10 protein-coding genes and 1 pseudogene are annotated in these 12,229 nt (G+C 72.2%); 4 read left to right on the top strand and 7 right to left on the bottom strand.

Features of this window, described 5'->3' with window-relative positions; all coding sequences use genetic code 11:
- Nucleotides 1–93 precede the first annotated feature (93 nt).
- From ACWEV3_RS43085 to ACWEV3_RS43070, 4 genes and pseudogenes are all read right to left on the bottom strand, one after another.
- Nucleotides 94–2,115: pseudogene (locus ACWEV3_RS43085) on the bottom strand (YhgE/Pip family protein); the annotation flags it as partial.
- A complete protein-coding gene (locus ACWEV3_RS43080) occupies nucleotides 2,112–2,774 on the bottom strand; it encodes a hypothetical protein (protein ID WP_452619451.1) in 663 nt (220 codons plus the stop codon). The gene ACWEV3_RS43080 and the pseudogene ACWEV3_RS43085, both read right to left, overlap by 4 nt.
- A gap of 45 nt (nucleotides 2,775–2,819) precedes the next feature.
- The gene (locus ACWEV3_RS43075; RefSeq protein ID WP_452619450.1) at nucleotides 2,820–3,749 is read right to left on the bottom strand and encodes a GNAT family N-acetyltransferase; all 930 of its coding nucleotides are present in this window, start codon (nucleotides 3,747–3,749) and stop codon (nucleotides 2,820–2,822) included.
- A gap of 74 nt (nucleotides 3,750–3,823) precedes the next feature.
- Nucleotides 3,824–4,678: a class I SAM-dependent methyltransferase gene (locus ACWEV3_RS43070; RefSeq protein WP_132487613.1), complete on the bottom strand. Its 855-nt coding sequence runs from the start codon at nucleotides 4,676–4,678 to the stop codon at nucleotides 3,824–3,826.
- Nucleotides 4,679–4,970: 292 nt separating this feature from the next.
- Between ACWEV3_RS43070 and rpsA the strand changes: the two genes are divergently transcribed.
- Nucleotides 4,971–6,473: a 30S ribosomal protein S1 gene (gene rpsA / locus ACWEV3_RS43065; RefSeq protein WP_358572521.1), complete on the top strand. Its 1,503-nt coding sequence runs from the start codon at nucleotides 4,971–4,973 to the stop codon at nucleotides 6,471–6,473.
- 194 nt (nucleotides 6,474–6,667) lie between these two features.
- On the top strand, nucleotides 6,668–7,858 hold the full coding sequence (gene coaE, locus ACWEV3_RS43060) for a dephospho-CoA kinase (protein WP_452619452.1): 1,191 nt from the start codon (nucleotides 6,668–6,670) through the stop codon (nucleotides 7,856–7,858).
- A 7-nt stretch (nucleotides 7,859–7,865) separates the two neighbouring features.
- Here coaE and ACWEV3_RS43055 read toward each other — a convergent pair whose 3' ends face one another.
- The 3 genes from ACWEV3_RS43055 to ACWEV3_RS43045 all read right to left on the bottom strand — a co-directional run bounded on the left by ACWEV3_RS43055 (nucleotide 7,866) and on the right by ACWEV3_RS43045 (nucleotide 10,093).
- Nucleotides 7,866–8,453 carry an ankyrin repeat domain-containing protein gene (locus ACWEV3_RS43055; protein ID WP_452619449.1) on the bottom strand — a complete coding sequence of 196 codons (588 nt, stop codon included), beginning with the start codon at nucleotides 8,451–8,453 and terminating at the stop codon, nucleotides 7,866–7,868.
- A gap of 283 nt (nucleotides 8,454–8,736) precedes the next feature.
- Nucleotides 8,737–9,483 (bottom strand): ankyrin repeat domain-containing protein, encoded by a 747-nt coding sequence (locus ACWEV3_RS43050; protein WP_452619448.1) that lies wholly within the window; start codon nucleotides 9,481–9,483, stop codon nucleotides 8,737–8,739.
- Nucleotides 9,484–9,544: 61 nt separating this feature from the next.
- Entirely contained in the window at nucleotides 9,545–10,093 is a 549-nt protein-coding gene (locus ACWEV3_RS43045; protein WP_358572525.1) for a GlcG/HbpS family heme-binding protein, read from the bottom strand.
- 183 nt (nucleotides 10,094–10,276) lie between these two features.
- Here ACWEV3_RS43045 and ACWEV3_RS43040 point away from each other — a divergent pair, with 183 nt between their 5' ends.
- The gene (locus ACWEV3_RS43040; RefSeq protein WP_452619447.1) at nucleotides 10,277–11,431 is read left to right on the top strand and encodes a sensor histidine kinase; all 1,155 of its coding nucleotides are present in this window, start codon (nucleotides 10,277–10,279) and stop codon (nucleotides 11,429–11,431) included.
- A complete protein-coding gene (locus ACWEV3_RS43035; protein WP_452619446.1) occupies nucleotides 11,428–12,078 on the top strand; it encodes a response regulator in 651 nt (216 codons plus the stop codon). Before ACWEV3_RS43040 ends, ACWEV3_RS43035 begins: the two co-directional genes overlap by 4 nt.
- Nucleotides 12,079–12,229: the final 151 nt, after the last annotated feature.

Raw genomic sequence — 12,229 nt, 5'->3', positions numbered from 1 at the left:
CTACAACACCGCGATCAACGGGTTCTCGGCGAAGCTGAGCCCCGAGGCGCTCGAGGCCGTCCGCGCCAGCGGCAAGGTCGAGAACATCTCGCAGAGGGACAGTTCGGGCTTGAGGCGGGTGGGCGTCCAGACCCGCTGGTGCCAGGCCGCGATCGTGCTCAGCAGCAGCGACGCCACCAGGTAGCACAGCAGGACACCGGCCGCGGTCGTCGCCGCCGCCGTGCCCGCCCCGCCGTAGAGCAGGTGGCGCAGGCCGTTGACGACGTAGCCCAGCGGCAGCACCTGGTGCAGCGGGTGCAGCGGCTCCGGGATCGTCTGCCACGGGAACGTGCCACCCGCGGTGACCAGCTGCAGCACCAGGATGACCAGGGCGATGAACTTGCCCTTCGGCCCGAACGCCGCGTTGAGCGCGTGCACCACCGCGGTGAACGCGAACGACGTGAGGATCAGGAATCCGAGCGTCCACCAGGTGTGCGCCGGCTGCACGCCCACCCCGAAGACCACGACCAGGTAGAGCAGCACGGCCTGCACGAACCCGACGATCGCCGCGGGCAGCCAGCCGCCGATCGCGACCCGCCAGGGCGCGACCCCGGCGGCGAGCGCGCGGCTGGACAGCGGGCGCATCAGCAGGAACAGCACGAAACCGCCGATCCACAGCGCCAGGCCCATGAAGAACGGTGCCAGCCCGGCCCCGTAGGTGCCGGCCTTGACCTGGGCCATGGTGTCGATGGCGACCGGGTCGCCGATGGTGTCCGCGGTGGCGTTGCGGGTGTCCTCGTCGGGGTTCGGGATGTCGTTCAGGCCCTCGCCCAGCTTCGTCGCGAGCGTGCTCGAACCGTCCGCGAGCTTGCCGGAGCCGTCGGAGAGCTGCTTGGTGCCGCCCGCGAGCTGGTCCGCACCGCTGCTGAGCTGCTTGGTGCCCGCCAGCGCTTGGTGCTCACCGGAGCGGAGCTGCTGCGCGCCGTCGTCGACCTGGACGGCACCGTCGGCGAGGCGCCCGATGCCGTTGGTCATCGTCGGCATCGCGTTGGCCAGCGCGCGGTTGCCGTCGGCGACCTGCTGGGAGCCGTCGGCGAGCGTCCGCAACTGGCCGACCTGCGTCTGCACCTTGCCGTTGGCGTCGGTGATGGGCTTGTTGAGCTCGTCGATGCCCGCGACGATGCGCTGCACCGCGTCCTCGTCCATGCCGTTCTTGCGGAGCTGGTCGGCGATGTCCTTCTTGGTCGAGCTGAGGTTGTCGACGATCTCCTGCGAGAGCCCGCCGAGCGTCTCCGCCTTGGCGGCGAGCTGCTCGTTGCCCGCGGCGACCTGCGCTGCGCCGTCGGCCAGCTTGGCGGTCTGCTCCGGCAGCGGCGCGGTCGACCGCTGCAGTTCGGTGAGGCCGCTGCGCAGCTGCTGCGTGCCGTCGCCGAGCCGGTCGGCGCCGTCGGCGAGCTTGGTTTGGCCGTCGACCAGCTGGTGCGCGCCGGAGGCCAGCTGGTCGGTGCCCTGCCGGGCTTCCCCGAGCCCGTCGCGGAGCTGGCCCGCGCCGTCGGCGAGCTGACCCGCGCCGTCGGCGGCCTCCGCGGTCTTGTCGTGCACGGTGCTGAACCCGAGCAGGAACTGGTTCGCCGCCTCGGTCCCGGCGCTGGCCGCGACCCCCTTGCGCACCTCGGAGGCCACCTTGTCGGCGATGGTGCCGACCAGGTAGTTGTTGGCGTCGTTGGTGATCAGCTGCAGCTTCGCCTGCCGCGGCTCGAAGTCGGCGGGGGAGACCAGTGCGCCGGAGAAGTCCCTCGGCACCACCAGCGCGAACGTGTACCGGCCGCTGGCGACGCCGTCCTGCGCCTCCTGCGCGTCCGTGCGGGTCCAGTCGAAGGTGCCGGAATCCAGGAGCTCCTGGTAGACGTCCTGGCCGGCGTCCAGCCTCGTGCCGTCCTCGCGTTGCGCGCCGGCGTCTTCGACGACCACGGCCGCGGGCACCGAGTCGAGCTTCCCGTAGGGATCCCAGTTCGCGTAGATGTACATCGCGCCGTACAGCAGCGGCACCAGGGTGACCGCGAGCAGCGCGAGCTTGGGCAGTTTGCCCGAAGTGAGGCGGCGCAGCTCGGTGGCGGCGAGCCGGAATGTAGTCATCGCAGACCTTCAGCAGAATCCAGAGTGGACTGTTCGGGGTTGTCCGTGCCGACGCGGGCGGGCGAGATGCCCAGCTTGTCGGCGGAGTGCGGGGAGCAGAGCGCGATCACGGCCAGGCCGCGCTCGGCTTGGCGGGCGGCGTGGGAATACCAGCCGGTGGGGTCGCCGCCGTGGCGGTCGGGGCAGTCCAGCACCAGGGCCTTGGTGGCGCGGCCCTCGCAGGCGAGTTCGGTCAGCAGCCGGGTGCGCTCGTACCCGGCCAGGTGCTCGAAGCGCTGCTCGCCGGCGCCTTCGGGGAGCCAGTCGCGGGCCGAGAGCCAGTCCCGGACCCGGCGACGGCCGGATCTGCGGCCCGCCAGGCTCAGGCCTTCGGCGACGACGTCGCGCACCGCCAGCGCGTCGTCGGGCTCGGTGATCTGCGGCGCGTCGACGACCGCGACGCTGCGCCGCAGCGCGCTCGCGTCGATGGCGCCGTCCAGGCGCACGGTGCCGCGGGTGGGGCGCAGCCGACCGGAGAGGGCCAGGGCCAGCGCGGTGCGGCCGGAGTTCGGGTCGCCCGCGACCAGCAGGATCTGCCCGCTCCGGGCCCGTAGCGTTGTGGGCGCCAGCAGCGTCCCGTGCGCTCCGATGACCTCGACGCCGGTGGCGACGATCTCCACGCAGTCTCCTCGACTTTCACGACCGGCGCGCCGGCCGCGCGAGCCTCAGCGCAGCGCGGTGGCCGGGCGCACCTCCCACATCGTCCACAGCGGCCGGTAGCCCTGGCGGGGCCAGAACACCGAGGACAACGGGTTGGGCGGGTTGTAGTACAGGAAGCTGCCGACGGCTCCGGCACGCGCGAACTCGTTGTGAGCCGTGGCCATCAGCTGCTGGCCGACGCCGGTGCCGCGGAGTTTCTCCTGCACCGACACGCAGTTGACGTACGCCCACGTGCCGGGCCTGAGCCGGGAGCCACCGGGTGACTTGGTGGTGTCGACCCAGCCGCACTCCGCGACCGCGACCGGCGTCCCGTCCTGCTCCGCCAGCCATACCGGATCGCTGGAGTGCAGGCGCACGTGCGCAGCGGTCCGCTTCAGCTGCGGAGCGTCTGGTCGGTACGTCGACGTGCCGACCATGGCAGCGTATTCGAGCTCGCTGAGGGTGAGTTCGACGACGGCGTCGAGGTCGGCCGGTCCGGCGCGACGTATGTTTACGGTACCAGATAGTTTCGTATATGCAACCGGCGCGGTGGGGCGCACGGCGAGGCAGGCCAGCGGCAGGAAACCGTGATCCAGCAACGCCCTGGTCGCCTCGACGTCCCGGCTCGGCCACACGACCGTGCAGGCCGAGTTGGGCCCCGGCGCCTGCGTCGCCAGCCACTCGCGCCAGGTGTGCAGCAGCGCGTCCATGCCGGCGTGGGGCTGCTCGCCGAGGATGGGGAAGAGCTCGAAGACCTCGCCGGCCTGCCAGAGGCTCTGCGCCGACCCCGGCGGGCTCGAGTTTCGCGCGGCGAGCCCGGCGGCCGTGCCGCCGCCGGGGATCCGGGCCACGATCGCCTCGGCGCCGGCCGGCAGCTGGTGGGCCTCGGGCAGCTGCGGGTCCAGCGCGGCGAACCGCGCGAGCTGCGCCCGCATCAACTCCTGTGCAGTCGCCACGACTTCCCCTCGAAGGCTGTGGTTGGACGGTGGGTCCCGCTCCGCCTTCGGTGAAGCGGGCCTGGGAACAAGGTCTACCGGTGGCAGACGAAGATCGCGGTGCCGGGGAACAGGCGTCCGCGCAGCGGGCTCCACTGCCCCCAGGTCTGAGTGTGCCCCGCCGGCCACTCCGGCTCGATCAGGTCGACCAGGCGCAGCCCGGCGCCGGCCAGTTCCCGGACGAAGTCGCCGAGGGTGCGGTGGTGCTCGACGTAGGTGGCCCGGTCCGCGTCGTCGACTTCCAGGTACGGCGTGCGGTCGAAGTAGGAGTGCGTGGCGGTCAGCCCGGTCGGCCCCGGATCGTCGGGGAAGATCCACCGCATCGGGTGCGTCACCGCGAAGACCCACCGGCCGCCCGGCCGCAGCACCCGCGCGACCTCCCGGAACACCGCGCCGACATCGGCCACGAACGGCACCCCGCCGAACGCCGAGCAGGCCAGGTCGAAGGAGGCGTCCGCGAACGGCAGGCAATCCGCGCTCGCCTGCACCAGCGGCACCGCGGTCCCGCTGCGCTCGCCGCCCGCGACCGCGTGCCGCAGCATCCCGGCCGAGATGTCCAGCCCCACCGGGTGCGCGCCCTGGTCGGCCAGCCACCGCGAGCACGACGCCGCGCCGCAGCCGACCTCCAGCACCCGCTTGCCGCGGACGTCGCCGAGCAGTCCGGCGTCGGCCTCGCGCAGCCGCTCCGGGCACCACATGAAGTCGCTGTCGCCGAGGAACGCGCCGTGCTCGGCTTGGTAGTCGTCGGCGTCGGCGTCCCACCACAGCCGGCTCGCGCCCCGCGATTCCGCCGCGTCGACAGTGCGTTTGCTCACACCCGTTGTGCCCAGCAGCCGCTCCGCGGAGCTACTCTGGAGCTCGTCGTGTTCCGGGTCATCGGCTCGTGCCAAGGGTTCTCCCCGCCGATATCGGGTATTGCTCGGACGTGGGGCATTCTCCTCGCCCGGGACCGGTCGGTCGTTCGGGCGTACCGCGGTTTGCCCGACGATCGAGAAAGCGCGTACGATACCGCCCGCGTCGTGGGTCTTTCGCCGACGGCTCCGACTGCCGGGTCGCACCGGTGGTGGGGACGGTCGACGGAGCGGGATCGCGCTGGTCCAGCGAGTCAGCTGGTCCCGGCCCAGGGCGCGGCAACAACGTAGATCCAGCGACCAAACTATCCGTACCGGAGCAACCCACCTGATGTCCACCGACACCACCACCGTCCCGACTGCAGCCGCCACCAAGCCGCAGGTCGCAGTGAACGACGTCGGGACGGAGGAGGACTTCCTCGCCGCCGTCGACCAGACCATCAAGTACTTCAACGATGGGGACATTGTTGAGGGCACCATCGTCAAGGTCGATCGCGACGAGGTGCTGCTTGACATCGGCTACAAGACCGAGGGCGTCATCCCCTCCCGCGAGCTGTCGATCAAGCACGACGTCGACCCCGCCGAGGTCGTCACCGTCGGCGACTTCGTCGAGGCGCTTGTTCTCCAGAAGGAGGACAAGGAAGGCCGGCTGATCCTCTCCAAGAAGCGCGCCCAGTACGAGCGCGCCTGGGGCACCATCGAGGAGCTCAAGGAGAAGGACGAGCCCGTGCGCGGCACCGTCATCGAGGTCGTCAAGGGCGGCCTCATCCTCGACATCGGGCTGCGCGGCTTCCTGCCGGCCTCGCTGGTCGAGATGCGCCGCGTCCGCGACCTCCAGCCCTACGTGGGCCGCGAGCTCGAGGCCAAGATCATCGAGCTGGACAAGAACCGCAACAACGTGGTCCTGTCCCGCCGCGCCTGGCTGGAGCAGACCCAGTCCGAGGTCCGCAGCGAGTTCCTCAACCAGCTGCAGAAGGGCCAGGTCCGCAAGGGCGTCGTGTCCTCCATCGTCAACTTCGGTGCGTTCGTCGACCTCGGTGGGGTCGACGGTCTGGTGCACGTCTCGGAGCTGTCCTGGAAGCACATCGACCACCCGAGCGAGGTCGTCGAGGTCGGCCAGGAAGTCACCGTCGAGGTCCTCGACGTGGACATGGACCGCGAGCGCGTCTCGCTGTCGCTGAAGGCCACCCAGGAAGACCCGTGGCGCCAGTTCGCCCGCACCCACGCGATCGGCCAGATCGTGCCGGGCAAGGTCACCAAGCTGGTGCCGTTCGGTGCGTTCGTCCGCGTCGACGAGGGCATCGAGGGTCTGGTCCACATCTCCGAGCTGGCCGAGCGCCACGTGGAGATCCCGGAGCAGGTCGTCCAGGTCGGCGACGAGGTGATGATCAAGGTCATCGACATCGACCTGGAGCGTCGCCGGATCTCGCTGTCGCTGAAGCAGGCCAACGAGGGCTTCAGCCCCGACTCGGAGTTCGACCCCACCCAGTACGGGATGGCGGCCGAGTACGACAACGAGGGCAACTACATCTACCCCGAGGGCTTCGACGTGGAGACCCAGGAGTGGACCGAGGGCTACGAGAAGCAGCGTGAGGAATGGGAGCGGCAGTACGCCGAGGCCCACACGCGCTACGAGAAGCACATCGCCCAGATCGTCAAGGCCCGCCAGGCCGACGCGGAGGCCGCTGCGGCCGCCGCGGCCGGTGGCGGCGAGGAGCCGACCAGCGGTGGCGGCAACTACTCGTCGGCTTCGAGCGACGAGCAGGACAGCGGCTCGCTGGCCAGCGACGCGCAGCTGGCGGCGCTGCGGGAGAAGCTCTCCGGCGGCGCGTGAGCCTGACGCCTAACGGCTGAGGCAACACCACGGCCCCGCACCTTCCGAGGTGCGGGGCCGTGAGTCTTTTCCGGAACCCGGCCCAGCTGAGTTGCCGAGGTGAACGGCCTGTTCGTCTCGTCTATCGGGGTGAACAGGCCGTTCGCCCCGGGTTGTCGGTCCGCGCGGCCCGGTGGGCTGGCAAGATGGGTTTCGTGTTGCGGGTGGGACTGAGCGGTGGAATCGGGTCCGGCAAGTCGACGGTGGCCCGGCGGTTGGTGGAGCGCGGCGCCGTGCTCATCGACGCCGACGCGCTGGCCCGCGAGGTGGTGCAGCCCGGCACGCCGGGGCTGGCCGAACTCGTCGAGCGGTTCGGCGAGGACATCCTGGATGCCGACGGCGCGCTGAACCGCCCGGCGTTGGCGGGCAAGGTCTTCGGCGACGACGAAGCGCGCGCGGACCTCAACGCGATCACGCACCCCAAGATCCGCGACCTGACGGCCGAGCGGATGGCGCAGGCGCCCGCCGACGCGGTCGTGGTGCACGACGTGCCACTGCTCGTCGAGGTCGGCTACGCGCCGAACTACCACCTGGTGGTCATCGTCGATGCGCCGGAGCCCGACCGGGTGCGGCGGCTGATCGATCGCGGCCTGTCGGAGGACGACGCCCGCGCCCGCATCGCCGCGCAGGCCACCACCGAGCAGCGGCGCGAGGTCGCGGACGTGTGGCTGGACAACAGCGGTTCGGTCGATGCCGTGCACGCCCAGGTCGATGCGCTGTGGCAGGACCGGTTGGTGCCGTTCGAGGAGAACGTGCGGCTGCGCCGCCGCCCGCCGAAGCGGGCGCCCGAGCTGGTCGATCCGGATCCGGAGTGGCCGCGGCAGGCGCGGCGGCTGATCGCCCGGATCGAACGCGCGGCGGGCGACAAGGCGGTGCGGGTCGACCACGTCGGCTCCACCTCGGTGTCCGGCCTGCCCGCGAAGGACATCATCGACCTGCAGCTGACGGTCCGGTCGCTGGCCGATGCGGACGCGCTCGCCGGGCCGCTGGGCGAGGCGGGTTTCCCGGTGCTGCCGGACATCCTCGGCGACACCCCGCACACCTTCGCGCCCGATCCGGCGCTCTGGGAGAAGCGGATCCACGTGTCGGCCGACCCGGGCCGCTACGCGAACTTGCACGTCCGGGTCGACGGAACGCCGGGTCAGCGCGTCGCCCTGCTGTTCCCGGCGTGGCTGCGCGCCGACGAAGCCGCCCGCGACGAATACCTCGCGCTCAAGCGGAAGGTGGCGGCGGAGCACGCCGCCGACCCGGACCACGGGGCCTACGCGGACGCCAAGGAACCCTGGTTCGCGGAGGCGCTCCCCAGGGCCTGGCGGTGGGCCGAGCACACCGGCTGGGCCGGCTGAGCCCGGCTCAGGTCGCCGAGCGGAGGATCTCGGCGATCTTGGCGTAGCCGCGGTCCTCGGCGTGCCGGAGCGCCGTGACGCCGTCGTGGTCGGGGATGTTCGCGTCCGCTCCCGCGTCGAGGAGGATCTGCACGATCTCCTGGTACGGGCGGCTTCCGTCGCCGAGGATCACCGCTTCGAGCAGCGCCGTCCAGCCGAGCCGGTTGACGTGGTCGACGTTCAGGCCGGCGCGGGCCGCTGCGCGCACGTAGTCGACGTGGCCGCGCTCGCTGGCCGGGATGATCGCGATGCCGCCGAAGCGGTTGGTCACCGTGAAGTCGGGGTTGGCGGGCAGCAGCGCTTCGAGCATGGCGACGCTGCCGGTCACTCCGGTGACCAGGAAGGCGCTGTCGCGGCGGTCGTCCTGCGCGTCCGGGTCGGCACCGGCCTCGACCAGTTCGCGGGCGACGTCGACGTGATCGCCCAGCGAGGCCAGCAGCAGCGGAGTGCGCTGGTGCTCGTCGCGGGCTTCGACGTCGGCGCCCGCGGCGAGCGCGGCGCGGGCCGCGTCGACGTCGCCGGTGCGGGCCGCCTGCAGGAGTTGTTGATCCGCCATCGGTATCGGGATCCTTTCCGGGCTGAGCTGCGGTGCCCCCGGCGACGGGGAATTGCGCCGGTGGCACGGGCGGCGAGCCATCGCTCGCCGGGCACCGCACCGGTGCGTGCGGTGCCCATCGGATCATCCTCTGCCGCCGGCGACCGAACCTGCCGGGCCTGGCAGCGCTCGTGAGTGTTCGCTCCGGTTCTCACCGGAACGAACACTCACGAGAGGCGGGGAGTAGCGTTGCCCGCCACCAGGAGCAGTGGGGCGATTTCGGGGGTCGTCCGCCCCACCGCGATCAGGACGCCGAGCGGAGGATCTCGGCGATCTTGGTGTAGCCGTTGCGTTCGGCGTGCTGCAGCGCCGTCAGGCCGTTGCTGTCGCGGATGTTCACGTCGGCGCCCGCGTCCACGAGCAGCTGCGTGACCTGCTGGTAGCGCTCGCTCCCGTCGCCGAGCACCACGGTTTCCAGCAGCGCGGTCCAGCCGGGGGCGTTCACGTGGTTGATGTCGATGCCGGTCTTCACCGCCGCGCGCACGTAATCGACGTGCCCGTGCTCACCGGCCGGGATCAGCGCGGTTCCGCCGAAGCGGTTGGTCAGCGCGAAGTCCGGGTTCGCGGGCAGCAGCGCTTCCAGCATGGCGACGCTGCCGGTCACACCGGTGACTAGGAAGGCGCTGTCGCGGCGGTCGTCCTGCGCGTCCGGGTCGGCACCGGCCTTGACCAGTTCGCGGGCGACGTCGACGTGATCGGCGAGCGAGGCCAGCAGCAGCGGAGTGCGCTCGCGCTCGTCGCGGGCTTCGACGTTGGCGCCGGCGGCGAGCGCGGCGCGCACCTGATCGAGGTCGCCGTCGTCGGCGGCGCTCAGCAGCTGTTGATCCGCTGCGGGGTTGGGCGCGTGCTGCTCGGGTTGTCCCGTGGTCGGCGACAGGGGAGTCGCTGGTGCCGTCGGCGGCTCGGCCGGGGCGCAGGCGGCGAGCGCGATCACGGCGAACATCCCGACCGCCACTCGTCGACCGATCGCGCCGGTGTGCGCGGTCCTCATCGGATCCTCCTGCTCGGGTGGTGGCCGGTCCCCGGCGACGCCGGGGACCGGCCCGGGGGTGTTACCGCAGCTCGGCCTGGATGGCCTGCAGCCCGGCGCGGGCGAACTCCTCGTCCAGGTCGCCGCTGGGCGCACCGGCCACGCCGATGCCCGCGATCGGCGAACCGGCGGTCACCGGGACGCCGCCGCCGAGGAACAGCGTGCCCGGGATGTCGCGCAGCGTGGCGCCGTCACCGGTGGCCTGCTTGCCCAGTTCGGAGGTCGCGCGACCCCAGGCGACCGCGGTGAACGCCTTGCGCTTCGCCGACTCGCCGCTCTGCGGGCCCGCACCGTCGCCGGTCAGGCGCACCCGCTCGTTGCCCGCGCGGTCCACGATGGACACGGTGACGCGCTGGCCCTTGGCCTCGGCGGCGTCGAGCGCGGCCTGCGCGGCCTTGGTGGCGGCGTCGATGCTCAGCACCGGCTGCTGCAGGACGGCGGCCGGCGGGCGCTGCGGGGCCTGCTGCTGGACCGGGTCGGCCTGCGCGACGGTCAGGCCGGTGGCGCCGCCGAGGATGCCGAGGCCGACCAGGGTGCCGATGATCGCGCGGTTGCGGGTGGTGGACTGCATCGGGATTCGCTCCTAGGTCCGATTGGCTTGTGCTCCAAGCTTTCGTCGCAGGCGGGCTCCGGGCGTCGTCGGAAAGGATCGTTCGACGGCCTTGCCCGGTGGATCCCGGATCAACCGATCCATTGATGCAAGCTCGTGGCGCGCCGTCTAGGTTCGTGTCTCCGACGCGACGAGAGGACCGCATTGACCGACGACTTCCGGCCGGGAGGCTGGCTGTACCGCGCGATGCACGTGGGCTTCTTCGTGCTGCTCGCGTCCTCGGCGTCGCGCTACGTCGCCGCGCACGGCTTGGCGGGCGTGACCCCGCTGCTGCTGGGCCTTTCCGGGGCGCTGGTCGTGGTCTACGTGCTCGGTGTCGTCTTCTGGGGACAGAGCAAGCATGTGCGGCAGCTGTGGCTGGCCGCGGTGGTCGCCCTCTGGTGCGCGCTGGTGCTGGTGGCGCCGAGCTTCAGCTGGTGCGCGGTGCCGCTGTTCTTCGTCTGCTTGCGACTGCTGCGGCCCAAGCCGCTGATCATCGCCGTGGTGCTGCTGACCGCGACGGTGATCTTCGGGCAGCTGCGGCTGGCGCCGAGGTTCGAGGTCGTCGACGTGCTGGTGCCGCTGGCCGTCGCGACGATGGCCACCGCGGTGTTCCTGGAGCTGCGCTGGGAGAGCGAACGCCGCAAGGCGCTGATCGACCAGCTCGTGCGCACGCGCGGTGAACTGGCCGAAGTCCAGCGAGAGGCGGGCATCAGCTGGGAGCGCGAGCGGCTGGCCCGCGAGATCCACGACACGATCGCCCAGGGCCTGTCCAGCATCCGGATGTTGCTGCAGGCGGCGGAGCGCGGTGGCGACACCAACGAGCACGTGCGGCGCGCGGGCGAGGTCGCCGAGGACAACCTCGCCGAGGCCCGCCGGTTCGTGCGCGGGCTCGCGCCGGCCGCGCTCGAACGGCAGTCGCTGCCGGAGGCGCTGCGCGAGCTGGCCGACCGGACCGCGGCGGAGTCGGGCGTGGAGGTCCGCTTCGAAGTGGTGGGCGAGCCGCTGCCGACCAGGGCGGCCGACGACGCGGTGCTGCTGCGGGTCGCCCAGGGCGCGCTGGCCAACGTCCGCGAGCACAGCGCGGCGCGCATCGCCGGGGTGACGTTGTCCTATTTGGACGATGAGGTCACGTTGGACGTGCGCGACGACGGCACCGGTTTCGACCCCGCCGCCCCGAGCCCCGGCACCGGGCGCGGCTACGGGTTGTCCGGGATGCGGGCGCGGGTGGAGCAGTCGGGCGGCAAGCTGGCGGTGGAGAGCCGGCCCGGCGAGGGCACGGCGGTGGCGGCGACGTTGCCGGTGGGAGGGATCTCGTGACGGACGCGGTGCGGGTACTGGTGGTCGACGACCACCCGGTGGTGCGGGCCGGGCTGCAGGCGTTGCTCGCCGGGGATGCGGGCATCGAGGTCGTCGGCGAGGCCGCGACCGCGGTGGAGGCCGTGCGGCAGGCGGACGCCTTCCGGCCCGACGTGGTGCTGATGGACCTCCAGCTCGGCGACGGCGTCGAGGGCGTGGGGGCGACCCGGCGGCTGCTGGCGCTGGACACCCCGCCGCGGGTGCTGGTGCTGACCACCTACGACGCCGACACCGACATCACCCGCGCCATCGACGCGGGCGCCACCGGCTACCTGCTCAAGGCGGGCCCGCCGGAGGAGCTGTTCCAGGCGATCCGGGCGGCCGCGCAGGGCAAGACCATGCTCTCGCCGGAGATCGCGTCCCGGCTGCTGCAGCGCAGCCGCGCGCCGGAGCAGTCGCTGAGCGCCCGGGAGGTGGAGATCCTGGAGCTGCTGGCGCAGGGGCTGGGCAACAAGGAGCTGGCGAAGAAGCTGTTCATCAGCGAGGCGACGGTGAAGACGCACCTGGTGCACATCTACTCGAAGCTCGGGGTGGACAGCCGGATGGCGGCGGTGAGCGCGGCGGTCGAGCGCCGCCTCATCCGCCTCGACGGCGGCCCGCCCCGCTGATCACCGGGCACGGTCGGGCGTCCCGGGCTGCCAGGGTGCGGAGGCGGGGGGGTGGGGGGGGTGGGGGGGCGGCGGCGGGGGGGGGCCCGCGCGGGAGGGGGGTTTTGTGCCCGCCGCCCCCGCGTCGCCGGGGGGCGGGGGTGTGTGTGGA

The organism is Saccharopolyspora sp. NPDC003752 (assembly GCF_053605825.1).
The sequence above is the reverse complement of the archived record's forward strand: the minus strand, read 5'-3'. Positions and strand labels throughout refer to the sequence as shown.